The organism is Arthrobacter sp. 05N33_2 (assembly GCF_056397425.1).
The window spans coordinates 45,005-69,145 of the sequence record NZ_JBFTNJ010000009.1; the positions used below are offsets into that span (position 1 = coordinate 45,005).

23 protein-coding genes are annotated in these 24,141 nt (G+C 67.8%); 5 read left to right on the forward strand and 18 right to left on the reverse strand.

The window, feature by feature from the left end; translation table 11 throughout:
• Positions 1–57 precede the first annotated feature (57 nt).
• Together AC1DHX_RS07345 and hflX are read right to left on the reverse strand one after the other, a co-directional pair.
• Positions 58–2,208, reverse strand: coding sequence for an ATP-dependent DNA helicase (locus tag AC1DHX_RS07345; RefSeq protein WP_476859036.1), 2,151 nt, complete (start codon positions 2,206–2,208; stop codon positions 58–60).
• On the reverse strand, positions 2,201–3,799 hold the full coding sequence (gene hflX / locus AC1DHX_RS07350) for a GTPase HflX (protein ID WP_223913986.1): 1,599 nt from the start codon (positions 3,797–3,799) through the stop codon (positions 2,201–2,203). The genes AC1DHX_RS07345 and hflX overlap by 8 nt, the downstream gene beginning before the upstream one ends.
• A 573-nt stretch (positions 3,800–4,372) precedes the next feature.
• On the opposite strand from hflX, the gene AC1DHX_RS07355 reads away from it, so the two are divergent.
• Positions 4,373–4,987: a class I SAM-dependent methyltransferase gene (locus AC1DHX_RS07355; protein WP_230008613.1), complete on the forward strand. Its 615-nt coding sequence runs from the start codon at positions 4,373–4,375 to the stop codon at positions 4,985–4,987.
• Here AC1DHX_RS07355 and dapF read toward each other — a convergent pair.
• The 6 genes from dapF to AC1DHX_RS07385 form a co-directional block, all read right to left on the reverse strand.
• The gene (gene dapF, locus AC1DHX_RS07360) at positions 4,968–5,921 is read right to left on the reverse strand and encodes a diaminopimelate epimerase (RefSeq protein ID WP_028277231.1); all 954 of its coding nucleotides are present in this window, start codon (positions 5,919–5,921) and stop codon (positions 4,968–4,970) included. The two genes, AC1DHX_RS07355 and dapF, sit on opposite strands and share 20 nt — an antisense overlap.
• Before the next feature lie 51 nt (positions 5,922–5,972).
• Entirely contained in the window at positions 5,973–6,878 is a 906-nt protein-coding gene (miaA, locus tag AC1DHX_RS07365) for a tRNA (adenosine(37)-N6)-dimethylallyltransferase MiaA (protein WP_476859208.1), read from the reverse strand.
• 184 nt (positions 6,879–7,062) lie between these two features.
• Positions 7,063–8,538 carry a tRNA (N6-isopentenyl adenosine(37)-C2)-methylthiotransferase MiaB gene (gene miaB, locus AC1DHX_RS07370; RefSeq protein ID WP_476859209.1) on the reverse strand — a complete coding sequence of 492 codons (1,476 nt, stop codon included), beginning with the start codon at positions 8,536–8,538 and terminating at the stop codon, positions 7,063–7,065.
• Positions 8,539–8,752: 214 nt separating this feature from the next.
• Positions 8,753–9,388 carry a regulatory protein RecX gene (locus AC1DHX_RS07375; protein WP_476856425.1) on the reverse strand — a complete coding sequence of 212 codons (636 nt, stop codon included), beginning with the start codon at positions 9,386–9,388 and terminating at the stop codon, positions 8,753–8,755.
• Positions 9,375–10,427: a recombinase RecA gene (recA, locus tag AC1DHX_RS07380; RefSeq protein WP_018774457.1), complete on the reverse strand. Its 1,053-nt coding sequence runs from the start codon at positions 10,425–10,427 to the stop codon at positions 9,375–9,377. The genes AC1DHX_RS07375 and recA overlap by 14 nt, the downstream gene beginning before the upstream one ends.
• A 202-nt stretch (positions 10,428–10,629) precedes the next feature.
• Complete coding sequence (locus AC1DHX_RS07385; protein ID WP_476856426.1) at positions 10,630–10,866, reverse strand: DUF3046 domain-containing protein; 237 nt, start codon at positions 10,864–10,866, stop codon at positions 10,630–10,632.
• A 41-nt stretch (positions 10,867–10,907) separates the two neighbouring features.
• On the opposite strand from AC1DHX_RS07385, the gene AC1DHX_RS07390 reads away from it, so the two are divergent.
• Positions 10,908–11,417, forward strand: coding sequence for a MarR family winged helix-turn-helix transcriptional regulator (locus AC1DHX_RS07390; RefSeq protein ID WP_223913991.1), 510 nt, complete (start codon positions 10,908–10,910; stop codon positions 11,415–11,417).
• 98 nt (positions 11,418–11,515) lie between these two features.
• On the opposite strand, the gene AC1DHX_RS07395 is transcribed toward AC1DHX_RS07390, so the two are convergent.
• The 8 genes from AC1DHX_RS07395 to AC1DHX_RS07430 all read right to left on the reverse strand — a co-directional run bounded on the left by AC1DHX_RS07395 (position 11,516) and on the right by AC1DHX_RS07430 (position 20,558).
• Positions 11,516–11,968, reverse strand: coding sequence for a helix-turn-helix domain-containing protein (locus AC1DHX_RS07395; protein ID WP_018774460.1), 453 nt, complete (start codon positions 11,966–11,968; stop codon positions 11,516–11,518).
• A 139-nt stretch (positions 11,969–12,107) separates the two neighbouring features.
• The gene (locus tag AC1DHX_RS07400; protein ID WP_476856427.1) at positions 12,108–12,650 is read right to left on the reverse strand and encodes a CinA family protein; all 543 of its coding nucleotides are present in this window, start codon (positions 12,648–12,650) and stop codon (positions 12,108–12,110) included.
• Complete coding sequence (pgsA, locus tag AC1DHX_RS07405; protein ID WP_079551323.1) at positions 12,647–13,285, reverse strand: CDP-diacylglycerol--glycerol-3-phosphate 3-phosphatidyltransferase; 639 nt, start codon at positions 13,283–13,285, stop codon at positions 12,647–12,649. The genes AC1DHX_RS07400 and pgsA overlap by 4 nt, the downstream gene beginning before the upstream one ends.
• Positions 13,286–13,306: 21 nt before the next feature.
• The gene (locus AC1DHX_RS07410) at positions 13,307–16,294 is read right to left on the reverse strand and encodes an FtsK/SpoIIIE family DNA translocase (RefSeq protein ID WP_476859037.1); all 2,988 of its coding nucleotides are present in this window, start codon (positions 16,292–16,294) and stop codon (positions 13,307–13,309) included.
• 270 nt (positions 16,295–16,564) lie between these two features.
• Positions 16,565–18,256 carry a ribonuclease J gene (locus AC1DHX_RS07415; protein ID WP_079551325.1) on the reverse strand — a complete coding sequence of 564 codons (1,692 nt, stop codon included), beginning with the start codon at positions 18,254–18,256 and terminating at the stop codon, positions 16,565–16,567.
• Positions 18,257–18,316: 60 nt separating this feature from the next.
• Positions 18,317–19,225: a 4-hydroxy-tetrahydrodipicolinate synthase gene (gene dapA / locus AC1DHX_RS07420; protein ID WP_223913994.1), complete on the reverse strand. Its 909-nt coding sequence runs from the start codon at positions 19,223–19,225 to the stop codon at positions 18,317–18,319.
• 103 nt (positions 19,226–19,328) lie between these two features.
• Complete coding sequence (locus AC1DHX_RS07425) at positions 19,329–20,093, reverse strand: carbon-nitrogen hydrolase family protein (RefSeq protein ID WP_476859038.1); 765 nt, start codon at positions 20,091–20,093, stop codon at positions 19,329–19,331.
• 9 nt (positions 20,094–20,102) lie between these two features.
• Complete coding sequence (locus AC1DHX_RS07430) at positions 20,103–20,558, reverse strand: hypothetical protein (RefSeq protein ID WP_476859039.1); 456 nt, start codon at positions 20,556–20,558, stop codon at positions 20,103–20,105.
• Between the two features lie 115 nt (positions 20,559–20,673).
• Between AC1DHX_RS07430 and AC1DHX_RS07435 the strand changes: the two genes are divergently transcribed.
• Entirely contained in the window at positions 20,674–21,927 is a 1,254-nt protein-coding gene (locus AC1DHX_RS07435) for a heparan-alpha-glucosaminide N-acetyltransferase domain-containing protein (protein WP_476859040.1), read from the forward strand.
• Between the two features lie 68 nt (positions 21,928–21,995).
• Here AC1DHX_RS07435 and AC1DHX_RS07440 read toward each other — a convergent pair whose 3' ends face one another.
• Together AC1DHX_RS07440 and dapB are read right to left on the reverse strand one after the other, a co-directional pair.
• Entirely contained in the window at positions 21,996–22,478 is a 483-nt protein-coding gene (locus tag AC1DHX_RS07440; RefSeq protein WP_223913998.1) for a hypothetical protein, read from the reverse strand.
• Between the two features lie 5 nt (positions 22,479–22,483).
• Positions 22,484–23,242: a 4-hydroxy-tetrahydrodipicolinate reductase gene (dapB, locus tag AC1DHX_RS07445; RefSeq protein ID WP_476849447.1), complete on the reverse strand. Its 759-nt coding sequence runs from the start codon at positions 23,240–23,242 to the stop codon at positions 22,484–22,486.
• Positions 23,243–23,448: 206 nt separating this feature from the next.
• Here dapB and AC1DHX_RS07450 point away from each other — a divergent pair, with 206 nt between their 5' ends.
• The gene (locus AC1DHX_RS07450) at positions 23,449–23,652 is read left to right on the forward strand and encodes a helix-turn-helix domain-containing protein (RefSeq protein WP_223914000.1); all 204 of its coding nucleotides are present in this window, start codon (positions 23,449–23,451) and stop codon (positions 23,650–23,652) included.
• Positions 23,653–23,661: 9 nt separating this feature from the next.
• The gene (locus AC1DHX_RS07455) at positions 23,662–24,120 is read left to right on the forward strand and encodes a Clp protease N-terminal domain-containing protein (protein ID WP_476859041.1); all 459 of its coding nucleotides are present in this window, start codon (positions 23,662–23,664) and stop codon (positions 24,118–24,120) included.
• Positions 24,121–24,141 lie beyond the last annotated feature (21 nt).

Sequence of the window (24,141 nt, forward strand, 5' to 3'; positions counted from 1 at the left end):
TCGGAGCGGCCACCCCGCGGCGGATTTCCGGCGCAGGGTGGCGGCCCCGGTTGGGACTTAGGCTTTCGCGGAGTCTTTCGCCAGGCGCTTCAGGGCTGCCATGGCTATCGATGAATCGGTGGTGGGCCAGAACGGCGGCAGCGCGGCGCGCAGGAAGCCGCCGTAACGCTCCGTGGAGAGCCGCGAATCCAGCACTGCCACCACGCCCTTATCCGAGGTCGAGCGGATCAGCCGTCCGGCGCCCTGCGCGAGGCGGATGGCGGCGTGCGTGGCCGAGACGGCCATGAAGCCATTGCCGCCGGCCTGGGCCACGGCCCGCGAACGTGCCGTCATCAGCGGGTCGTCCGGCCGCGGGAAGGGAATCCGGTCGATGACCACCAGCCGGCAGGACACGCCAGGGACGTCGACGCCCTGCCAGAGGGACATGGTGCCGAACAAACACGTGTCAGGTTCGTCGGCAAACTGCCGCACGAGCGCCGTCATGGTCGACTCCCCCTGGCACAGGATGCTGAGGCCCAGCCGGGGCCGCATGGCCTCGGCTGCTTCCTCTGCGGCGCGCCGCGAGGAGAACAGGCACAGGGCGCCTCCGCCGGAGGCGCGGATCAGCTTCTCGAGTTCGTCCAGGGCCTCGGGGGACGTTCCGCGGCCGGGTTTGGGCAGGTGCCGGGCTACGTAGAGGATGCCCTGCTTCGGGTAGTCGAACGGGGAGCCGACGTCGACGCCGGTCCAGCTCGGGGCGCCGTTGCCAACCAGGCCCAGGCCGCCGGCGGCGGGTTCGAAGGCAGCGCCGATGGCCAGTGTGGCCGAGGTCAGGATGACGGTGTGGTCCGCGAACAGGCCCTCGCGCAACCGCCCTGCGACGCTCAGCGGGGCAACGTTGATCCACGCCGGCGCGCTCTCGTCCGGCTGGGAGTAGCCCTGCGCCGGGTCGAAGCTGCTGTTGCGGGAGAACCACACGACTTCGCGGTTTTCGCGCGCCGCCAGGAGGCGTTCACAGAGCTCCAGGATGACCATTAGGCGCGAGCGGGCCAGCTGCCGTCCGCCGTCCGCCGACACGGAGCTGTCCCCCTTGGAATCTGACAGGGCGGCGCGGCACGCGTCGCGCAGCTGGTCGATGCAGTCCAGCTGCTCGCTGTTCAGGCCGTTGGGCATCAGCCCGCTGGGGACGCCGTCGATGGCGAGCTCCAGGTGGGCGGCGGCATTGTTCAGCGCATCCACGGTGATGCCCGTGTGCTTCCGGGCCCCGGACGCGGCGGCGTGCACCATCGCCACGGAGAGCTGGCCTGAGACCGCGCCCGTGACGCGGTCCTGAAGTTCGTGTGCTTCATCCACCACGACGACGTCGTACTCCGGCAGGACCGCCAGGCCTTCGAAGGCACTGACGGCGAGCATGGCGTGGTTGGTGACCACGACGTCGGCATCGGCGGCGTTCTGCCGTGCCAGTTCGCTGAAGCATTCGGCCGCGAGCGGGCATTTCTGCGCGCCGAGGCACTCCATGGAGGTGACCGAGACCTGGCGCCAGGCCCGGTCCGTGACGCCCGGCATGAGCTCGTCGCGGTCCCCCGTGGCGGTCTCCTCGGCCCATTCGCGCAGCCGGACAACTTCCTTGCCCAGCTGGGAGGACGGCCCGCCAAGTGCGGCGGCGAAGTGCGGCACGGACGTGTCCTCGCCGAGGGAAAACAGCTGTCCCTCGGAAGGTTCTTCGGACGGGAAGCCGCCCTCGAGTTTGTGCCGGCAGACGTAGTTGGACCGGCCCTTGACCAGGGCGACCTTGACGGGCCGCTCCAGGGCAGGGGTGATGGTCTTGAGCAGCCTGGGCAGGTCCCGGCCCACAATCTGCGTTTGCAGTGCCAGGGTGGCGGTGGAGACCAGGGTGGGTTTGTTGCTGGTCAGCGAATGCGCGATCAGCGGAATCAGGTAGGCCAGCGACTTGCCGGTGCCGGTGCCGGCCTGGACCAGCAGGTGATCGCCGCTGTCTATCGCGCGCGCCACCTGCCGGGCCATTTCGTGCTGGCCATCGCGGCTCTGCCCGCCCATGCCGGACACGGCACGGTCGAGCAGCTTAACAACAAACTCCTCGCCGGCCGCGCCGGCAACCGAACCGGCGCCGGTATCGGCGTCGGCCGGCCCAGCGTCAGCTGGTTCGGCGTCGGCCGGCCCGGCGTCGGCTGGTTCGGCGTCGGTCCTGGTCACCGCAGCCTCAGTCATTGCTGATGAAGGGATCCAGTTCGGCGGCGAGTCCTTCACGCACCATCACCACGGCACGGGTCCCGGTTTCCTCGTGGTCGAGGCTGAGGATCTCGGCGTCGCTCTCGTGGAGCTTGCTGATCAGATCCCCGCGGTTGTACGGGATGAGCAGTTCAAGCTTCACGCTGGGCCGCGGAATGCCGTCGCTGATGGCCTTGAGCAGTTCCGGAATGCCTTCGCCGGTGCGGGCCGAGACCACCACGTGGCGCGGCTCGCGCTGCTTGAGCCGTTCGACTACGAACGGGTCAGCGGCGTCGGCCTTGTTCAGGACAATGATTTCCGGAACCTTGCGCGCGTCGACTTCGCTGAAGACCGTCCGGACAGCCGCGATCTGGCCTTCCGGATCTGGGTGCGAGACGTCCACGACATGCAGGATCAGGTCAGAGTCGGCGACCTCTTCCAGCGTGGAGCGGAATGCCTCCACGAGCTGGGTGGGCAGGGAACGGACAAAGCCCACGGTGTCGGCCAGGGTGTAGCCCAGCCCGTCAGCGGTTTCGGCCTTGCGGACGGTGGGGTCCAGGGTGGCGAACAGGGCGTTTTCCACCAGCACCCCTGCGTCGGTCAGCCGGTTCAGCAGCGAGGACTTCCCGGCGTTGGTGTACCCGGCGATGGCGACAGAGGGCACGGCATTACGACGGCGGTTGGCGCGCTTCGTTTCCCGGGCAGGCTTCATAGCGGCGATTTCGCGCCGCAGCTTGGCCATCCGGGTGCGGATCCGACGGCGGTCCAGTTCGATCTTGGTCTCACCGGGACCACGCGAGCCCATGCCGGCACCGGCGCCGCCCACCTGGCCACCGGCCTGGCGGGACATCGATTCACCCCAGCCGCGCAGGCGCGGGAGCAGGTATTCGAGCTGGGCGAGCTCCACCTGCGCCTTGCCTTCACGGCTCTTGGCGTGCTGGGCGAAAATGTCCAGGATCAGCGCTGTACGGTCAATGACCTTGACCTTGACGATGTCCTCCAGCCCGCGCCGCTGGGACGGGGCCAATTCGGCGTCGACGACGACGGTGTCGGCACCGGTGGACATCACGATGGCTTTCAGTTCCTGTGCCTTGCCGGAGCCGAGGAAAGTCCCGGGATCGGGCTTGGCGCGCCGCTGGACGAGCCCGTCGAGGACCTCGGAGCCGGCCGTCTCAGCGAGGGCAGCAAGTTCGCGCAGGGAGTTCTCGGCGTCCGCGAGGGTGCCCTCGGTCCAGAGCCCGGCCAGGACGACGCGCTCAAGGCGCAACTGCCGGTATTCGACCTCGGTGACGTCTTCGAGTTCGGTGGACAGGCCGGCCTTGCGGCGCAGTGCGTGCCGTTCCTCAAGGTCCTGCTGGTCGCCGTCGAAGTTGGTGTACACCTCGTCCAGGCGGGAGATGGCCTGCGCCTTGCCGAGCACCGACGTCGGGCTGCTGGTGCCAGCACCGGCGGCGGTGCCATGGCCGGTGCCGCCGCCGCGGCCTGGGGCGGGGGTGTCCTTGGAAAGGATCCGGTCGATTACAGCTTGAATCTCTTCAGGGCTCATGTCCTGGGCTGCTGAATCGGGTCCGGTGTTGGGGTGGCTGGTCATGGTCTCCTTTAAAGGTTCGGCACTTTCAGAATAGTGCCGATTGTTGCTCTGTGGGGCGGTATTCGCGCTGGGCTGACGGCGGGGGGTCATGCGGGCCTCCTGGAATGCCTGCGGCAACGGCGCCGGGGCGGGGCTGGCTCTGTGCGGAGCGGTGGCTGGGGACGGTAGAGGCGGCTACGGCGCCTGGCTGCGGGGACACTGGCTGTGTGGGCGGTGCCGGTGCCGGTGCCGGTGCAAACACGTTGAGGTAGGTGCCTCCGCCACGCCGGGCCCGGGAGCGGGCCAGGGAGCACGGTGCTCGAAAAACTGTGCCAGCAAGACACGGTGCCTGGGAAATGGCTGGATTCCAAGTGGTGCGGGCGCCCGCGGGTGAGAAAACTCACCCCTGCAATGGCGCACTCAGCGGAAGGCGTTTACCTGCATCGCTACGGAGTCCCTCGGCGTCCCTGACAAGGACGGGACGGGACCCGTGCCGGCTACTTGGAGATCAAGATCATGTTTTGTAGCGTAGCAGACGCTGGCGCTCCCACCCGGTTTCCCATACGGGCTGGCCGCGAACTAATCTGGCCCATTATGGAGTCTGCACACTATTTCAGCGCCCAGCCGGCCGGGCCCTTTACCCGTAAGCCGCTCACTGTGGATCTTGCCGGCGAGACGCGCCGGCTGCAGACGTCCTCGGGGATCTTCAGCCCGGACGGGATCGACAAGGGGACGGCCGTGCTGCTGGCCGACGTCCCGGCGCCGTCGCCGCAGGGCAACCTGCTGGATATCGGCTGCGGCTGGGGACCGATCGCCCTGACCATGGCCCTGCGGGCACCGCACGCCCAGGTCTACGCGGTGGACGTGAACGAACGCTGCGTGACCCTGACCAATGAAAACGCCGGGCTGTTGGGGCTGCACAACGTATCCGCCAGCACGCCGGACGCCGTGGACCCCGACCTGCGCTTTGACACCATCTGGTCCAACCCGCCGATCAGGATCGGCAAGGATGAGCTTCATGCCCTCCTGCGCCTGTGGATTCCCAGGCTGGCGCCGGGCGGATCGGCCTGGCTCGTGGTCCAGAAGAACCTCGGCTCGGACTCGCTGCAGCGCTGGCTCTCGGCGGAGCTCGACGCCAGCTTCAGCGTGACCCGGGAGAGCACGTCGAAGTCGTTCCGGATCCTTCGAATCAGGAAAGCGTCCCGCTAGCGACGATCACGGCCGGGCCGCTGAGTTCGACGTGTTCGTGCCCCTCCGGGCCCAGGAAGAATTTCACGCCGACGACGCCGCCGGGGACGTGGACGTTCCACGCGTCCGGTGCGCCCTGGCCGGCCCAGTGGCGAATCGCGACGGCGGCGGCGCAGGCGCCCGTGCCGCATGACTGGGTCTCCCCCACTCCGCGCTCGTGGACCCGCATGGTGATGGTGCCGGTGCCGTCGTGGACCAGTGGTTCGGAGGGCACAACGAATTCGACGTTGGTGCCGTGCGGCGGCGTCGGGTCCACCCGGGGGGCCGTGAACAGCTGCGTGGCCTCCAGTTCGGCTGTTTCGGCCAGGGCCACGACAGTGTGCGGGTTGCCCATGCTGACGGAGAGGGCGGGCCGTGCGACTTCGAGCCCGTCGGCGCTGACCAGCGAGTCCATGGCCCGCGCGGTCGCCTCGCCCGGGAAAATGAATTCCCAGGGGCCCATGTCCACGGCGTAGCCCGCAGCCGTCCGGACGATCGTCTTGGCACCGCCCCGGGTTCCAATGACGAGCGATTCGCCGGCCGGCAGGTCCACGAGGCCTTCGGCGATGAGGAAGTGCACAAAGACGCGGACTCCGTTTCCGCACATCTCAGAGAGCGAGCCGTCGCCGTTGCGGTAGTCCATGAACCACTCGGCATCGGGGTGCGCGGTCAGCAATTGCTGCCCCTCGGGCAGGAGCCGGGAAGGCACGGCCCGGATCAGGCCGTCGCCGCCGATGCCACGGTGCCGGTCACAGAGCGCCGCGACGTGCTCCGGGCTCAACTCGAGCGCGCCGTTGGGGTCTGCGATCAGGACAAAGTCGTTGCCCGTTCCGTGGCCTTTGGAAAACTTCAGGCCGCTCAGCGGGGCGGTATCGCCGGCAGTACGGTCAGCGGCTACGGCTTGGGATTCGTCCATGCTCCAAGGTTACCGTTCCGCCCCGACCGCTCCGGCACCGTGACCCAAGCGCTACGCCGGAGGCAGAACCGGCGTCGCCCGGCAGAGGCCGGCGGCCTCGGCCACGAGGTCAGGATCGTGCCAGCCCAGCCAGGTGACCCGGGGATCCGCACGGAACCAGGTCAGCTGGCGGCGCGCGAACTGCCGGGTGGCGATGATGGTTTCGTCCGCGGCCTGCTCCACGCTGAAGGCACCGTCGAGCACCCGGAGGAACTGGGCGTAGCCGAGGGCCCGCGGCGCGGTCCGGCCGCTGCGGAGCCCTGCTGCGTCCAGCCGGCGGACTTCGTCCAGGAGCCCCCGGTCCACCATCGCGTGGACCCGGTCGGCCAGGCGCTGCCGGAGCAGTTCCCGGTCCACCTCGAGTCCGATCTGGACGGCAGGCTGGAAGTATTGGCGGGCCGGCATGAAGGAGCTGAATGGCCGCCCGGTGAGCTCGAAGACTTCCAGGGCGCGGATGATCCTGCGCTCATCGCCGAGCCTGCCCGCGGAGACGGGGTCCACTGCCTCGAGCCGTTGCCGCAGGGGCGCGGGGCCCGCGGTAGCCAGTTCCGCCTCGAGCCGGCCGCGGATGTCCGGATCCGTGCCGGGGAATTCCAGGACGTCGAGGGCGGCGCGGACGTAGAGTCCGGAGCCGCCGGCCAGGATGGCGCGCTTACCCCGGCCGTGGATGTCGGCGATCAACGCCCGGGCCTGCTGCTGGAAGTCCGAGACGCTCGCTTCCTCGGTCACGTCCAGAATGTCCAGCAGGTGATGCGGCACACCGCGGCGCTCCACCTCGGTGATCTTGGCGGTTCCGATATCCATGCCGCGGTAGAACTGCATCGAGTCGGCGTTGATGACTTCACCGTCGAGCTCAAGGGCGAGGGAAACGGCCAGGTCTGATTTGCCGGATCCGGTCGGCCCGACGACGGCGATCACCGGCGGCGCGGCCGGCCGTGCCCCCTGCGCCGCCGCATTTTGGGCAGCGTCCTGCTGGGCCGTGTCCTGCTGGGCAGTGCCCTCGACCGCCAAGGCCCGGGCTGTGTCCTCGGCCGCTGTGGCCCGGGCTGCTGGGTTCTGGACTGCTTCGTTCCGGGGAGCGCCCTGCGGGCCGGGCACGGCGCTAACGGCCGCGGACCGGGAGGCTGGGCATGCCCAGCGACACGCCGGAGGTGCCCGACGCGCTGGTCTTGCCCGCCGGGCTGGCCGGGGCGCCGCAGGAATCTGCCTGCGACCGGTCCCAGGCATCGCCGGCACGGGACCGGCGCAGGCTGTAGTCCTCGGCCGAGGCGGGGTCGGAGACGAGGTGGAACGCCGCCGCCTCTGTGATGGTGACAGTCACCAGATCGCCGGGCCGGGGCACTTCGGCTCCGGCGGGCACGGAGAAGTGCACCAGCCGCTGGTCCCGGGACCGGCCGGAGAGGCGGTGGGTTTCCCCAGCCTTACGGCCCGACTGCGCCGTCACCATGACCTCGACGCGGCGGCCAAGCTGCCGGGCGTTTTCCTCGGCGGCAATCCGGTCCTGCAGTGCCGTGAGGCGTTCGAAGCGTTCCTGGACCACGGCCTTGGGCAGCTGGTCCGGCAGGTCCGCGGCGGGCGTGCCCGGCCGCTTGGAGTACTGGAAGGTGAAGGCGGTGGCGAACCGGGACTTCGCCACGACGTCGAGGGTGGCCTGGAAGTCCTCCTCGGTCTCGCCGGGGAACCCGACGATGATGTCGGTGGAGATGGCGGCGTGCGGGATCTTCTCGCGGACCTTGTCCAGGATGCCGAGGAACTTGGTCGAGCGGTAGGACCGCTTCATGTCCTTGAGGACCTTGTCCGAGCCGGACTGCAGGGGCATGTGCAGTTGCGGCATGACGTTGGGCGTCTCGGCCATGGCGTCGATGACGTCGTCGGTAAAGGCGGCCGGGTGCGGGCTGGTGAACCGGACCCGCTCCAGGCCCGGGATGTCGCCGCACGCGCGCAGGAGCTTGGAGAAGGCCTGCCGGTCGCCGAATTCGACGCCGTAGGAGTTCACGTTCTGGCCCAGCAGGGTTACCTCGATGGCACCGTCGTCCACGAGCGCCTGGATTTCGGCCAGGATCTCGCCGGGGCGGCGGTCCTTTTCCTTGCCCCGCAGGGCCGGGACGATGCAGAAGGTGCAGGTGTTGTTGCAGCCCACCGAGATCGATACCCAGCCCGAGTAGACGGAGTCCCGCTTGGTGGGGAGGGTGGACGGAAAGACGTCCAGCGATTCGAGGATCTCCAGCTGGGCCTCATTGTTGTGGCGGGCCCGGTCCAGCAGCGCCGGCAGGGCACCGACATTGTGGGTGCCGAACACGGCATCCACCCACGGGGCCTTCTTGAGGATGGTCTCGCGGTCTTTTTGCGCGAGACAGCCGCCGACGGCGATCTGCATGCCCGGGTTGGCTGCCTTGACCGGGGCGAGGATGCCGAGGTTGCCGTACAGCTTGTTGTCGGCGTTTTCCCGGACCGCGCAGGTGTTGAAGACCACGACGTCGGCCAGCTCGCCGGAGGAGGGGACGTAGCCTGCGGCTTCCAGCATGCCGGCCATCCGCTCGGAATCGTGCACGTTCATCTGGCAGCCGAAAGTGCGCACCTGGTAGGTGCGGGGCTGGGCCGGGGCGGGACTTTCCGGTGCGGAAACGGGGTCCGCACCGAATGTCTGGGGCCCTGCCGGCTGCACCGCCGGTGGCGCTGTCGGAGAAGTCGTGCCGGCCGTTGGGGAGGGAATGGTAAAACTCACCTGTTAAGGGTAACGGGTAAGGGTAGTGGGCAGCGGCTGGGCCAGCGCAGACCCCGGCCCGGCGGTCCTAATCCCCGTCCCCCGCTTGGCCGGCGGCGGCATCGAGCACCTCACCCACCACCCGGAAGGCGAGCGACGGCTGGTATCCCTTGCGGGCCAGCATTGACGCGAGGCGGCGCGTAACTTTGTCGCGTTCGGCCCGGTCTTCGCCGCCGGTGAATCCCCGCAGCTTGCGCTCCACGAGCTCCCGGGCGGCCGTTTCCTCGTCGGCGTCGCTGAGCTGGTCCAGTGCACCGGCAGCGATCTCCGGGTCGATGCCCTTGTCCGCAAGTTCGCGCCGCAAGGCCCCTTTGGCGAGCTTGCGCGTCTGGGACCTGCTGCGGACCCACATGTCGGCGAACTCGGCGTCGTCAACCAGCCGCACTTCCTCGAAGCGGTCCAGCACGGCCTCCGCGACGTCCTCAGGGACGTTGCGCTCGGCCAGCTTGCGCGAGAGCTGCAGCCGGCTCTTGGGCGAATTCGTCAGCTGCCGCAGCACGATGGCACGCGCCACCGCCGCGGGGTCCGCGTCCCGGTCCTGCCCGGCCGGCGAATCCGCGCCATCGGTGCGGTCCGCCGGCTGATCCGGGCCGGCAAAGCCGGGGGCAGGATTCCGTGATGGAAATCCTGCCCCTTTGCGCCGCCGGCTGTTAGAAGCCGTCAACGGCCTTCAGCTTCGGAGATTCTTCGGTCTCAGCCGGGGCCTTGACGCCAACGCCGAGCTTTTCCTTGATCAGGCGCTCGAGTTCGGCCGCCAGCTCCGGGTTGTCGCGCAGGAAGCGGCGGGAGTTCTCCATGCCTTGGCCCAGCTGGTCGCCATCGTAGGTGAACCAGGAGCCCGACTTCTTGATCAGGCCGTGCTCGACACCCATGTCGATGATGCCGCCCTCACGGGAAATGCCCTGGCCGTAGATGATGTCGAACTCGGCGATCTTGAAGGGCGGGGCCATCTTGTTCTTGACGATTTTGGCCTTGGTGCGGTTGCCGACGGAATCGGCGCCCTCTTTCAGGGTCTGGATGCGGCGGACGTCGATGCGGATGGAGGCATAGAACTTCAGCGCCTTACCACCGGTGGTGGTTTCCGGGGAGCCGAAGAAGACACCGATCTTTTCACGCAGCTGGTTGATGAAGATGGCCGTGGTCTTCGTCTGGCTCAGGCGGCCGGTGATCTTACGCAGGGCCTGGCTCATCAGGCGGGCCTGCAGGCCCACGTGGCTGTCGCCCATGTCGCCTTCGATTTCCGCGCGGGGAACGAGGGCGGCCACGGAGTCGATGACTATGACGTCAAGGGAGCCGGATCCGATAAGCATGTCCATGATTTCCAGCGCCTGCTCGCCGGTGTCCGGCTGGGAGACCAGGAGCGCGTCGGTGTCGACGCCCAGCTTGGCGGCGTATTCCGGATCGAGGGCGTGCTCGGCGTCGATGAAGGCGGCAATGCCGCCCTGGCGCTGGGCATTGGCAACCGCGTGCAGCGCGACCGTGGTCTTACCGGATGATTCCGGACCGTAGATTTCCACGACGCGGCCGCGGGGCAGGCCGCCAATTCCCAGGGCGACGTCGAGTGCGATGGACCCGGTCGGGATGACTTCGATGGGCGCACGGACTTCATCGCCGAGGCGCATGACCGAGCCTTTGCCGAACTGCTTGTCAATCTGGGCAAGCGCTGCGTCGAGCGCCTTCTGGCGATCCGGGGCTGCGGCCATGATTCACACCTCTAATACTTTCTCGCTGTGGAGTGGCCGTGGAGGCCTTTGTCTGTCATCACTGACGCTACTGGCACCCTCCGACAAAGTTGTCGGGAGAACCACTTATGTGGAAAACGGTCTGAAAAAAAGCATATCGCTATCCGAACAGATATTCGAACAAGCGGACGGCGTGTCAGGCGTCAGCGCGACGACGCAGGCGTCAGCGGGGCCCGGTGGTGTCACGGGGTTTGACGTCGCGGCCCAGGCGGCGTTCCGGCGGAACGTCCTGGACGTCGCACATGGCAAGCCACACCTGGCGCGGCGGAACTCCGGCGCCGAGCGCCTGGTCCGCGGTGCGGCCTCCGACCCCGGCCAGGACCAGCGAACTGCTCAGGACGCGGGAGTATCCCGCGCCGAACTCGTCGTCCATAAGCCGCCAAAAGTCACTGATTCGCACGAGTAAAGTCTCTCACGGCCGGGGACTCTAGAATGGTTGCCATGAGCAACCCAACTGAGTCCGCGGGAGATCCCGCTCCCGATACCGCCGGCGCGGACGCCGCCCTGGACGCCGTCGAGAACCAGCTGAGCCTGCTCTGGCGCCGGGGCCGGTCGATTTCCCACCAGCTCTCGCGCCAGGTCCACCCGGACATGGAACCCGCCGCCTACGGCCTGCTCAGCGTGATCCGCCAGCAGGGCCCCATCCGGCTGACCGACCTAGCCTCCTGCATCGGCGTCGGCAAGCCATCGGTGAGCCGGCAGATCGCCTTCCTCGAGGGCCTCGGGCTGGTGTCGAAGGAGGCTGACCCGCTGGACGGCCGGGCGCAGGCCATCCGGCTGACGTCCGAAGGCGAGGAAAGGATGCACCAGGTCCAGGACGCACGGCGTGAGGTGTTCCGGGAACGCCTGGCGGAATGGCCGGCCGAGGATCTGCAGGCTTTGGCCATGTACATGGCCAAGCTCAATGCCACCTACGAGCGCGACGGTTTCCCCCGGGACGAGCCCGCCTGACCCCCCACCGGGAACCCTGGTCACCGAAACACGACAAAGGACCTCCGGCCTGGGCCGGAGGTCCTCTTTTGTGTCTTAGGTCTTAGGTGAGCTGGCTGCTAGCGCGCCCCGGAAAGGAGGCCCTTGGCCAGCTCGTCGGAGAGATCGGAGTTCAGTTCCCGGTCGAGGTCGCGGCCATAGCGCTGCGCGAACTCCTGGGGAACGGTGTCCGGAACCGCGACGCCCTCGGCGACCGCGACGCGGTCGCTGACTTCGCGGAGCATGCTCGAAAGCGGAACATCGAGGGCCGAGCAGATCGAGGAGAGCAACTCCGAGGAGGCTTCCTTCTGGCCGCGTTCCACTTCGCTCAGGTAGCCCAGGGAAACGCGGGCACTGTGCGAGACTTCGCGGAGCGTACGGCCCTGGCGCTGGCGGACATCGCGCAGGACATCACCGATTTCGTGACGTAGTACAACCATCTTGCGCTCCTTCTGTTCGCTCTTGGCCTGATCGGCGAGGCCCACATCCTTCCAGCGGACAACGCCGTTTACGGATACGGGCTGCTTTACCATCTGTATCGCCTTGCTCCTCGTACTGTCGAGTCCGCCGGTGGGGGCGGACTCTGCTGATGTTTTCATCCTAGGCGCCTCCCTCATTTGGAAGCGACACAATGTAACAACTATTCGGAATCAACTTTTGTTCCCGGCAACTTTACGCCCGGTAGCCTTCGGAAGATAGGGCCTCCAGCAGACGTTCCAGCGCGGCGCCGCACGCAAGTGCGCGGATCTCGGCGCGGCTGCCGTCAAAGGAATAGGGGTACGACGTCGATCCTTCCGCCGTGGCGATGCCGACAAAGACCGTGCCCACCGCTTTGCCGTCGTGCGGTTCGGGACCGGCCACGCCGGTAGTGGACACGCCGATATCGGCGCCGCAGATGCGGCGCGCCCCGTCGGCCATGGCTGCGGCTACCTGGCCGTCCACGGAGCCGACGGCGTCGAGCAGCTCAGCGGGGACGCCGAGGACGTCGGACTTGACCCTGTTGGCATAGGACACCACGCCGCCCTGCAGCATCCCGGAGGCGCCGGGCGTGTCGGCCAGCACGGCGGTGACCATCCCGGCGGTGAGGGATTCGGCGGTGGCGGCGGTCAGGCCGCGGCCGAGGGCGCCGGTGACGGCCTGCTCCGCCAGGCGGTGCAGATTGGGATGCAGATTGGGGTGCAGGTTGGGGTGAGGAACGGGGTCCGGCTGGTTCATGGCTTGTTCTCCCTTGAACGTTGTTTCTCTGCCTTGATGCCGGCCGCCCGCAGTTTGAGCGCCTCAATGACGTATTCGCCGCCGGTCCACAGGGTGATGGCCAAGGCGGCCATCATCACGATGAACGCCACAACGCCCAGCCACGGGGCGAGGGATGCCAACGGAAGGACGTAGAGGAAGATGGCCGCCGTCTGCACCACCGTCTTGAGCTTGCCGCCGCGCGAGGCCGGGATAACGCCGTAGCGGATGACGAAGAAACGCAGGGCGGTGATGCCCCACTCCCGGACCAGGATCAGGATGGTGACCCACCAGGGCAGTTCCTGGAGCAAGGAGAGCATGACCAGCGCGGAACCGATCAGGAGCTTGTCGGCGATCGGGTCGGCAATCTTGCCAAAGTCGGTGACGAGGCCGCGGGACCGGGCGATGTCGCCGTCGAGCTTGTCCGTGTAGATGGCCACCGCGAAAACGAAGGCGGCCGCCCAGCGCCAGACGCCGTTCTGGGCCTGCAGCCCCGGCGCGTCGAGGAGGAGGAACCAGACGAAGAACGGCACCAGCACTATCCGCAGCATCGTGAGGACATTCGGCAGGTTCCAGATCCGCGAGGCGGATCCGGCGTTGGCTTCGGCGCTATTCACCTTCCTAGGCTACCGTCTGCGCTACCGGCCGGTGAGCGACCAGGCGTCCTCTGAGCCGTCCTCGTCGCCGGAACCGCCGTCGGCGCCGTCGTGGTAGTCGATCGCCTGGGTGCGGTTCTCCAGGTCCGCCGCCACGAGGTCCTCGGCGTAACCGCCCTGGGCGATGTTCGCGTTGGCGTTATCGCTCAGCGCCGCGGTCTGCGAGTCGGCGGACACCGGGCCGTCCTGTCCCTTCATCGCGGCCAGCACTGCGGCGAGGTCATCGGGCTTGACCAGCACGTCGCGCGCCTTGGAACCTTCGGAGGGCCCCACCACTCCCCTGGACTCGAGCAGGTCCATGAGACGGCCGGCCTTCGCGAAGCCGACGCGGAGCTTGCGCTGGAGCATCGAGGTGGAGCCGAACTGGGTGGTGACCACGAGCTCGGTTGCCTGGAGCAGGACCTCGAGATCGTCCCCGATGTCGTCATCGATCTGCTTCTTCTGCGCCTCGGGCGCGACGTCGTCGCGGTAGACGGCCTTGAGCTGGCCCTTGACGTGCTCGACGACCTTGTGGATCTCGGACTCGGTGACCCAGGCACCCTGGACACGCATGGCCTTCGAGGCCCCCATCGGCAGGAACAAGGCATCGCCCTGGCCGATGAGTTTCTCGGCGCCCGGCTGGTCCAGGACCACCCGGGAGTCGGTGACAGAGGAGGTGGCGAAGGCCATGCGGGAGGGCACGTTCGCCTTGATCAGGCCGGTCACGACGTCGACCGACGGGCGCTGGGTGGCCAGGACCAGGTGGATGCCGGCCGCACGGGCCAGCTGCGTGATGCGGACAATCGAGTCTTCGACGTCGCGCGGGGCCACCATCATGAGGTCGGCGAGTTCGTCCACGATGACCAGCAGGTATGGGTACGGCTTGATGACGCGCTTGGAATCCACCGGCGGGTGGACCTTGCCGGCCCGGACAGCCTTGTTGAAGTCATCGATGTGCTTGAAGCCGTAATTCGCGAGGTCGTCATAGCGGGCATCCATTTCCCGGACCACCCACTGCAGGGCCTCGGCCGCCTTCTTCGGGTTGGTGATGATCGGGGTGATGAGGTGCGGGACCCCCTCGTAGGCGGTGAGTTCCACGCGCTTGGGGTCCACCATGACCATCCGGACCTCGTCCGGGGTGGCCCGCATCAGGATGGAGGTGATCATCGAGTTCACGAACGAGGACTTACCGGCACCGGTGGCGCCGGCCACGAGCAGGTGCGGCATCTTGGCCAGGTTGGCCACGACGTACCCGCCCTCGACGTCCTTGCCGACCCCCATGACCATGGGGTGGTCGGTGCGGCGGGCGTTCTGGCTGCGGAGCACGTCGCCCAGGGACACGGTTTCGCGGTCCGTGTTGGGGATTTCGATGCCGATGGCCGACTTGCCCGGGATGGGGCTCAGGATGCGCACATCCGAGCTGGCCACGGCATAGGAGATGTTCTTGGACAGGGCGGTGACCCGTTCCACCTTGGTGCCCGGGGACAGTTCGATTTCGTAGCGGGTCACGGTGGGGCCGCGGCTGAAGCCGGTGACCTGCGCCTCCACGTTGAACTGGTTGAGGGTCTCGGTGAGCGAGGCGACAATCGCGTCGTTGGCCTCGGTGCGTTCCTTGGGGATGGAACCGGGCGTCAGCACGTCCGACGCCGGCAGGGTGTAGGTGACGTCGCCGGCCAGGGAAAGCTGCTCGGTGCGCTGCGGAATGGGGGTGGGCAGCGGTGCGGGCGCGACCGGGTTGGAGGGGACCTTGGCGGCCGCAGCGGCTGCATTGAGCGATCCCGCGGCCACCATCCCCGGAGTGACCAGCGGGATGGCCTCGGTGGCGTCGCCGCTGGACTCCGCCGCAGCGCCGGCGGATCCTGCCGTGCCGAGCCCCTGGGCGGCTTTGATCTTTTCGACGGCGATCTCGGCCTGGGTGGGACGGCGGACGCCGGGCGCGACATCGGGCGCGGCGTCGGCTGCGACGCCAGAGCGCCCCTTGCCCCTCGCGCCCTTGGCCGGAGGTGCGTCCGCTGCTTCATCATCTGCGATGAGGGCGCGTTCGAAGGCCTCGTCGCCGACGTAGCCTTCCAGACCGGACTCGTCGTCGTGGTCCTTGCCGAAGAGGCGCTTGCGCTTCTTCCTGGGCGGGGCCGGCGCGTCGTTCTCGTAAAGGTAGCTGCGGTCGTGGCGGTCGCCGCCGTCGTCGTCCTGCAGGTCGATGCCCATCAGGTGCTCGTAGGCGTCGCGCAGGCGGCCCGGGATCGCGCCGAAGGGCGTGGCGGTGACGATCAGCAGCGAGGTGAAGGCCAGCAGGCCGTAGACCGCGACGGGGACGGCGGTGTGCACGGCGGCGAGCGGGGCGGCGGCGAGGTAGCCAAGCATGCCGCCGGCCCGGCGCAGGCCGTCGAAGCCGTCGGCGACGGTCGGCTGGCCGCCAATAATGTGGGCCAGCCCGGAACCGGCGAACGTCATGATGAGGAAACCGATGCCGACCCGGTTGTTGCCGCGGCCGTCGTCGGGCTGGCGGAACAGGCGGAAGGCGCACACGAACAGCATGAGCGGCAGCAGCAGGGCCATCCAGCCGAACGTGCCGTTGACGATCGCAAACACGAGGTCAGGGAGCCAGCCCTGGAACCCCCACCACGCGAAGGTGGCAACGAAGACTCCCAGGGCCAGGTTGAACAGGGCGGCGCCGTCGCGGCGCTCCTCGGGGGCGAGGTCGCTGACGTCGTGGCCGACCCGCCGGATGCCGGCGCCGATCACGTGGGCGATGCCCAGCCAGGCACCGGCCAGCACCCTCACCACCCAGGGCTGGTGCGGCTCAACAACGGCCGACTGCCGGGTCCGCGCGGTGGCTGTGTTTCTACCTGCGGTCCCACCTGCGGTGCCACCTGCGGCTCCCCGCGGCCGGGCGGATTTGGATGCGGCGGGACGGGACCCCCGGCCGGGAGAACTGCCTGATTTGCCGCTTGAGTTTCCTCTAGGCGCGGAAGAAGTACGAGTCGCCATACCCGCCACGGTACCGGATGCCGGACCGAAAACCCCGAATTTCCGGGCGTCCGGGATCATGTTGCCGCCACCACCAACGGGAACGGCCTCCCCCGCTTCCCGCGGCGCTCAGGCTGCGGGATGGCGGGGAAGGCCGTTGACCAGGCATGCGCCAGGTGCGAGTGAAGGACTTACGCCCGGTGAACCACCTGAGGCTTACGCCCGGCGAACCACCTGAGGCTTACGCCCGGTGAACCACCTGAGGCTTACGCCCAGTGAACCACCTGAGGCTTACGCCTCAAGGACCACCGGGATGATCATGGGCTTGCGGCGGAGCTTGCGGTTGACCCACGTGCCGACGACCCGGCGGACGACCTGCTGCAGCTGGTGCGTCGTGTGGTCCGTGCGGTTCAGCACGGCTTCTTCGAGGGCCTCATTGATCTTGGGGATGATCTCGTCGAAGACGGAATCGTCCTCGGCCACGCCGCGGGCGTGGATTTCCGGCCCGGACACCACCTTGCCGGTGGCACGGTGGATGACCGTGATGATGGAGATGAAGCCCTCATCGCCGAGGGTCTGGCGGTCCTTGAGGTCTGCTTCGGTGACCTCGCCGACGCTGGAGCCGTCGACGTAGACGAAGCCAACCTCGACCTGGCCCACGATGTCGGCCTGGTGGTCGCGAAGATCGATCACTGTGCCGTTGTCCGCGAGCAGGATGCTTTCCTCCGGCACTCCGGATTCGAGGGCGATCTTGCCGTTGGCGATGAGGTGGCGGGTTTCGCCGTGCACCGGCATGGCGTTGAGCGGCTCAAGGATGTTGTAGCAGTACAGCAGCTCGCCGGCGGCAGCGTGGCCGGAGACGTGAACCTTGGCGTTGCCCTTGTGGATGACGTCGGCGCCGAGCTTCAGCAGTCCGTTGATGATGCGGAAGACGGCGTTTTCGTTGCCCGGGATCAGGCTGGACGCAAGGATGACGGTATCGCCCTCGCCGACGACGACGCGGTGGTCGCCGTTGGCCATGCGGGACAGGGCGGCCATGGGCTCGCCCTGGGAGCCGGTGGACATCAGCACAACCCGGTTGTCCGGCAGGTTGTCGATGTTCTTGATGTCGACCAGGATCCCGGCCGGGACCTCCAGGTAGCCCAGTTTCGCGGCGATGGCCATGTTCCGGACCATGGAGCGGCCCACGAAGGCAACCTTGCGGTTGTGGTTGGCGGCGGCATCGAGAACCTGCTGGACGCGGTGCACGTGCGAGGAGAAGGACGCGACGATGATGCGCTTGGAGGCCTGCCCGAACAGCCGGTCCAGGGTGGGTCCGATTTCCTTCTCGGCGGTGGTGAACCCCGGGACGTCGGCATTGGTCGAATCCGACATGAACAGGTCCACGCCTTCTTCGCCCAGCTTGGCGAAGTGCCGGAGGTCGGTGATGCGGCCATCCAGCGGGAGCTGGTCCATCTTGAAGTCACCGGTGTGCAGGACGGTGCCGCCCGCGGTGCGGAGGAACACGGCCAGGGCGTCCGGGATGGAGTGGTTGACGGCGACGAACTCGCATTCGAAGGGCCCGTACTTCTCGACCTGGCCCTCGACGACGATCTTCGTGTTCGGCTTGATCCGGTGTTCCTGCAGCTTGGCCTCGATGAGGGCCAGTGTCAGCTGTGACCCGACGATGGGGATGTCGGCGCGCAGGCGCAGGAGGTAGGGGACGGCGCCGATGTGGTCTTCATGACCGTGGGTCAGGACCACAGCGACGATGTCCTGGAGACGGTTCTCGATGTAGGAGAAGTCCGGCAGGATGAGGTCGACGCCGGGCTGGGTCTCCTCGGGGAAGAGCACGCCGCAGTCAACGATGAGGAGCTTGCCATCGATCTCGAAAACGGTCATGTTTCGACCGATTTCCCCGAGTCCGCCGAGCGGCACGATCCGCAGGGTGTTCTTCGGGAGGCGCGGCGGCGTGACAAGGCCGGGAAGGGCGGTTTGGGTCATAGTGCACTACTTTCCAGGCTGAAGCCGGGCTGGTTCTTAACCATCAGGATTGGCTCCCGATCAGGAAAAGACCATCCCCGCTTCCGCCAAATCCTCGCGGATGGTTGCGATCTCGGCCTCGCCCGGCTCCACGAGGGGCAAACGGACAACCGAGTTGGGCAGGACTCCCTGCCACTTAAGAACCTGCTTGGCAGCGACAGCACCCTGAATGTGGGTCATCACTGCGCGGACCACGGGGTCCAGTTCGAAATGTAGGGTGCGGGCGGTAGCAAAATCGCCTGCAAGTGCGGCATCGATCAGCGCACGGAATTGCCGCGTCGCGACGTGCGCGGAGACGCTGACCAGCCCGACGGCACCGGCGGCCATCCACGGCAGCGTGAGGCCGTCGTCGCCGGAGTAGACATCAAGATCGGTGTTCGCCAGGACGCGCGTGAGGGCGTTGAAGTCGGCCTTGGCATCCTTGAGGGCGACGATCCTGGGGTGGTCGGCGAGCCGGATCATGGTCTCGGGCAGGATGGGCACGCCGGCGCGGCCGGGGATGTCGTAGACCATGACGGGGAGGTCGGCGGCGTCGGCCACGGCCTCGACGTGCGCCTGGATACCGGCCTGGCTGGGCTTGTTGTAATACGGCGTGACGATCAGCTGGCCGTGGGCTCCGGCCTTGGCGGCGCGCTTGGCCATCTCGATCGAGTGCGAGGTGTGGTTGGTCCCGGTTCCGGCGATGACCTTGGCGCGGTCGCCCACGGCCTCGACGATGACGCGGAAGAGCTTCTCTTTTTCGTCGTCCTCGAGCGTAGAGGTCTCACCCGTGGTGCCGGAGATCACGAGGGCGTCATTGCCGTCGTCGACGAGCTTGCTCGCCAGTTCCGCCGACTGCCGGTAGTCGACCTCACCGTCCGATGTGAAAGGCGTGACCATGGCAGTCACGAGGGTCCCGAACGTGTAAGAGCGAATATCAGAGTCAGCCATATGAAAAACGTTACCTTGTCTGCGGCATGTTAGGACAATGGCGGCGGTGTGACGAACGTCAAACTCGGCGGCCGTGCGTCACGTTTCGGCGGCCCGGCCGGACTCAGAGCCGCCGAAACCGCGCCAGCACACTGTGTTGGAGGCTCGCGGTCAGCACCTCGGTGCCGGTGCCGGCCGCCTGCCGGAGCGGGAGCCCGTCAGGACCCCAGAACCCGCTCAGGCCACACGAAGGGCCGAGCGGCGTGGCGCCCGCCAGGTTCGCCAGGACGGAGAACATCCGGTTGTCCATGGCCCGGGCGCCGAGATGCAGTGCCAGCCGGTGGTCTTCGCCGGCCGTGTAGAGGGCCGAGACGGCATAGATGTCCGCCCCGGCGTCCGCGGCCCATTCCGCATGGCCGGGGCGGGCTGCGTCGAAGCAGATCGCCAGGGCGACCTTCCAGCCGTCGATCTCCAGGACCGCTGGATTCCTGCCGGCCACGAAGAGATCCTGCTCCGGTCCGTGCAGGTGCGTTTTGAAGCTGGTCTCGATGGAGCCTGTTGGATGGACCGCGAGGGCGGCCAGCCGCGGAGTACCGTCCGCGTCTTTGAACGCGGCACCGACCACGGCGGTTATTCCGGTGCGCCGGCAGATTTCCCGGATGCCGTCCAGCCGCCCGTCAGCCGCGCTCAGCCACTCCCCGGGTCCGTCCAGCAGGTCCAGCCGGTATCCCGTCAGCGAGAGTTCGGGAAAGATGACAAGCCGGGCTCCATGCGACTCGGCGTCTTCGATCAGCCGGATGTGCTCGGGCACGTTGGCGGCAACGCCACCATCCAGGGCCTGGTATTGGACGGCGGACAGCGTCAGCGCGGTGATTGAGCCAGTGGTCACCCTGCCATCCTATGCACCCCGTCTTTCGCCGGAGGGAGCCGATGGCGCCGAGCAGTAACGCCCGACGGCGGTTTCGCGAAGGGCCTCTGCCCAGACGGCTAGACGCTGGGCCGCCCGCACGTAGTCGAACAATTCGGTTGGAGTGAGGGCGTCGAGGTCCGTCTCAGCCAGCCGCCGGGCCAGCTCAGCTCCCGGGGGCACCGCGGCCAGCGCCGCACCTTCCTTCCCCCACTGAACGTCCTCGGCCGGCTCCCCGGCGACCAAGCGCCGGAAGAGGAAGTCCACGACGCCCGGGCTCATGGCTTTGAGGACGCCGGCCGCCGGCTCGCCACCGTTCGTCCGTCCGCCAGGCGTCGCGCTGGTCCATTGCGGGCCCGACGGATCCGGGCCCGGAAATTGTCGGCTTGTGGATTCCCGGCCGGTGAATTCGGGCTTCAGGAAGGCTGGCTCTGGGGCGTCGTTCATGCGCCCATCGTATTCGAACATATATTCGAATACAAGGGATGCCCGGAGAAGGATCGGGGCTGCGGGCAGGCCGAAGATGAGACGGTCACCGGGCCGATCGTGAGACGATCAGATGATGACGGCGCGCGGAATGACTACGGCTTCCCGGACCGTTCGGGGCACTCCCCCCGGCGTCCGGCTGGCCGGTATCGACGCCGCGCGCGGCTTGGCCCTGCTGGCCATGATGGCCACCCATGTGCTGGCAACCTTTGAGCCGGACCCGCAGCTCACGCCCACCTGGATCGGCCTGGCGTTTTCCGGACGGGCAGCCGCGCTGTTCGCCGTGCTGGCCGGAGTCGGGCTCGCCTTGTCCACGGGGAAACAGCAGCCGCTTGAGGGCGCCGAACTGCGGGGTGCCCGCAGAGGCATCGCCTTGCGGGCGCTCGTGATCGGTGCCGTCGGGCTCTCCCTGGGCGGGCTGGAAGTCAACATCGCGATAATTCTGGTCCACTACGCCCTGCTGTTCCTGTGCGTGCTGCCCTTTGTCGGGCTTGGGCTGAAACGCCTGGCGGCACTCGCGGTCCTCTGGATACTGGCTGCCCCCGCCTTGGCCTACCTCCTGCGGCCGTGGCTGCTGTCCGCCGATCCGCCCCTGCGGCTGGGGCACAACCCAAGCTGGGAGGATCTGGCCGCCCCGGCCAGGCTGCTGGGCGACCTCTTTCTCACGGGCTACTACCCTGTCCTGCAGTGGATCGCTTATCTCCTCGTAGGGCTGGCGATCGGCCGGATGGCGCTGTGGAAAGCGGCCGTGCCATTCCTGCTCGTTGCTGCCGGCACTGTGGTGGCCGTCATGTCCAAGTGGCTGGGGACGCTCATGCTGGAGGACTGGGGCGGCAGGCAGGCACTTCAGGCGCACATCGGCGATCCCGCCTACCCGCTGGAGAGCCTGCTGCAGGTCAACCTGGCCGGCATCGACCAGTCAGGCTCAGTGTGGTGGCTGGCCACGAGTGCACCGCACTCCGGCACCACGCTGGATCTGTTGCACACCTCGGGGGCCGCTGCCGCCGTGATCGGCCTGTGCCTGCTGCTGGGCCGGCTGGGCGACTGGCTGGAACTGGATCTGCTGCTGCCGCTGCGCGGAGCCGGGGCCATGACGTTGAGCCTCTACACGGCTCACCTGTGCATCATGGCTGCCCTGCACGACCAGCCCTTGATGCCGGGCTGGACCGTGGAGGGTGTGTATTTCGCGCAGGCTGTCGGGATGCTGGTGGCCGGCGGAGTCTTCGCGGCCATGGCGTGGCGCGGGCCGCTGGAGTGGGCGACCCATGCGGCCAGCCAGGCGGGCCGGCACCAGCCGGCCCAAGTCCGCCGGCCTCGACGCGTGCGCTAAGTTCCGCCGCCGGATCTGACGCTGCGTTCCGCCGCCGGGCCCGGCGCGGCCCGGCAAACGGTGTTCGGCTAGTTCTTCTGCTCCCCGGCGCGGAACATCCGCACGGCGTCGCGCATTGAGGCGCGGGCGCGCTTGCGGTCTCCGGCAGCATCGTACGCACAGCTGAGCCGGAACCAGGAACGCCAGTCCTCGGGGGCAGCTTCGGCCTCGGCGCGGTACTTCTCAAATTCGGCGTCGGCGGCTTCGCGGATGATCCGGCCGGCGGGTGTGCGCGGCAGAGTGTCCTCCGGCAGGCCCCCCTCGGCTTCGAGGATCTTTGCCAACCGCTCAGTGCGGGCACCAAACAGCAGTTCCCGGATCAGGGCCCAGGCCCCAATGACCGGCAGCACCAGGTAGGCGACGCCGATCGCCTTCGCCACGAGGCTGGGGTCGGACATCAGGAGCACGGAACGCTGAAGGGACACCACCAGGTAAAACACGAGCAGCAGGGTGACGGCCCCCACCCAGATCTTGGTGCGGTTCGCTTTCAGGGCTGTCAAGGCAGCGGACATCTGACTCAGAGTCCCAGGTCCAGGTAACCGTCGAGTCCCACGGTGAGACCGGGGTGAGCGGCGACGCTGCGGATCCCCAACAGCACCCCGGGCATGAAGGACGCACGGTCAAAGGAGTCGTGGCGGATGGTCAGCTGCTCCCCCGGCCCGCCCAGCAGGACCTCCTGATGCGCGACAAGACCGGCCAGCCGGACACTGTGGACCCGGATGCCGTCGACGTCGGTGCCGCGGGCACCGGCGAGTTCCGAGGTGGTGGCGTCCGGGCTGGACGGCACGCCAGCCTCGGAGCGCTCGGCCGAGATCAGCTGTGCCGTGCGCACGGCCGTGCCGGAGGGCGCGTCGACCTTGTCCGGGTGGTGCAGCTCAATAATTTCAACGGATTCGAAGTACTTGGACGCCTTGGCGGCGAAGGCGGAGGCCAGGACGGAGCCGAGGGCGAAGTTCGGGGCGATCAGGACGCCGACGCCAGGCCGGTTGGCGAGGAGTTCTTCCAGCCCCGCGAGCCGGCCGGCATCCCAGCCGGTGGTGCCGACCACGGCGTGCATGCCGTGCTCGACGGCGAAGCGAACGTTCGCCTCGGTGCTTTCGGGGACGGTCAGGTCCACCACGACCTGCGCGCCGGAGCTGACAAGGGAGTCGAGTGGGTCGTTGCGGCCAAGGGCCGCGACGAGCGTCAGGTCCGCGGCGGCGTCGATGGCCTTCACGGCCTCTGCGCCCATGCGACCGCTGGCGCCCAGCACGGCGACGGAGAGTTGTTCGGTCATGCCATCAACCCTACCGCCGGGGCCGCTGGGTTCCGGAACCGGCGGCGCTTGGTTACAGGGCCGCCGCCGCGGGCGACAGCCTGACAGCCACGCGGCGTGAGCAACGTTCCGCAAGGCCCGGCCCGCCGGCTCGATGGGTCACACGCCGACCCAGGCCTGTCAGGCTGGATTGACGCCCTTATGCCTGTCAATCTAAACTGACAGGCATGGAGACCGATGACCTGTCCGCGCATATTCATTCACTCGATCCCGCCGTCGGTCTGCGGGCGGTCGGCGCCCTCCATCGCCTGGCAGAACAGGTCGAGGCAGCGCAGGTCAGAGCTGCCCGACAGCGGGGATGGACCTGGGAGCAGATCGGCGACGCCCTGGGCGTCTCGCGGCAGTCCGTCCACGCAAAATACCGAGAGTGAGATCAAGCCATGTTTGAACGATTTGCCGACGACACCCGAAAAATCGTTGGCTTCGCCATGGACGAGGCCCGCTGCAGCGGCGACAAGCGGCTGGGCACGGATCATCTGCTGCTGGGGGCGCTCCACGATCCTGCTCCCGCCGCCCTTCTGGGTGTCATGCTCGATCAGGCACGGGCCGCGGCGGCGAGGCTTGACCGCACGGCACTCGCATCAATCGGCATAGATGCCCACGGCTTTGAGCGCGTCCCCATGCCCAGCCGGGGGAAGAAGCCGCCCTTCAGCTCGGGCGCCCGGTCGGTAATGGAAGGCATGCTTCGGTACGCCATGGACCAGAAGTCACGACATATCACCACCGCGAATCTGCTGCTGTCGCTGCTGGACTGCCAGGAACACGATCCTGCAGCCGTGCTGCTCAAGGAACTGGGGGTCGACCGGGCGGGGGTCCGGCGCAGGGTTCTTTCCTCCTGATCCGGAGCCGGCTTCCTGCCG

Bases quoted from the DNA above. Each gene is read 5' to 3' on its own strand.
- AC1DHX_RS07390 (WP_223913991.1), top strand. From the start codon at position 10,908: ATGAGCAACCCAACTGAGTCCGCGGGAGATCCCGCTCCCGATACCGCC.
- dapA (WP_223913994.1), bottom strand. From the start codon at position 19,225: ATGGCTGACTCTGATATTCGCTCTTACACGTTCGGGACCCTCGTGACT.
- hflX (WP_223913986.1), bottom strand. From the start codon at position 3,799: ATGACCAGCCACCCCAACACCGGACCCGATTCAGCAGCCCAGGACATG.
- AC1DHX_RS07395 (WP_018774460.1), bottom strand. From the start codon at position 11,968: ATGGTAAAGCAGCCCGTATCCGTAAACGGCGTTGTCCGCTGGAAGGAT.
- dapB (WP_476849447.1), bottom strand. From the start codon at position 23,242: ATGACCGAACAACTCTCCGTCGCCGTGCTGGGCGCCAGCGGTCGCATG.
- AC1DHX_RS07435 (WP_476859040.1), top strand. From the start codon at position 20,674: ATGACGGCGCGCGGAATGACTACGGCTTCCCGGACCGTTCGGGGCACT.
- AC1DHX_RS07455 (WP_476859041.1), top strand. From the start codon at position 23,662: ATGTTTGAACGATTTGCCGACGACACCCGAAAAATCGTTGGCTTCGCC.
- AC1DHX_RS07345 (WP_476859036.1), bottom strand. From the start codon at position 2,208: ATGACTGAGGCTGCGGTGACCAGGACCGACGCCGAACCAGCCGACGCC.
- dapF (WP_028277231.1), bottom strand. From the start codon at position 5,921: ATGGACGAATCCCAAGCCGTAGCCGCTGACCGTACTGCCGGCGATACC.
- AC1DHX_RS07355 (WP_230008613.1), top strand. From the start codon at position 4,373: ATGGAGTCTGCACACTATTTCAGCGCCCAGCCGGCCGGGCCCTTTACC.
- AC1DHX_RS07415 (WP_079551325.1), bottom strand. From the start codon at position 18,256: ATGACCCAAACCGCCCTTCCCGGCCTTGTCACGCCGCCGCGCCTCCCG.
- AC1DHX_RS07450 (WP_223914000.1), top strand. From the start codon at position 23,449: ATGGAGACCGATGACCTGTCCGCGCATATTCATTCACTCGATCCCGCC.
- recA (WP_018774457.1), bottom strand. From the start codon at position 10,427: ATGGCCGCAGCCCCGGATCGCCAGAAGGCGCTCGACGCAGCGCTTGCC.
- AC1DHX_RS07410 (WP_476859037.1), bottom strand. From the start codon at position 16,294: ATGGCGACTCGTACTTCTTCCGCGCCTAGAGGAAACTCAAGCGGCAAA.
- AC1DHX_RS07400 (WP_476856427.1), bottom strand. From the start codon at position 12,650: ATGAACCAGCCGGACCCCGTTCCTCACCCCAACCTGCACCCCAATCTG.
- AC1DHX_RS07430 (WP_476859039.1), bottom strand. From the start codon at position 20,558: ATGAACGACGCCCCAGAGCCAGCCTTCCTGAAGCCCGAATTCACCGGC.
- AC1DHX_RS07440 (WP_223913998.1), bottom strand. From the start codon at position 22,478: ATGTCCGCTGCCTTGACAGCCCTGAAAGCGAACCGCACCAAGATCTGG.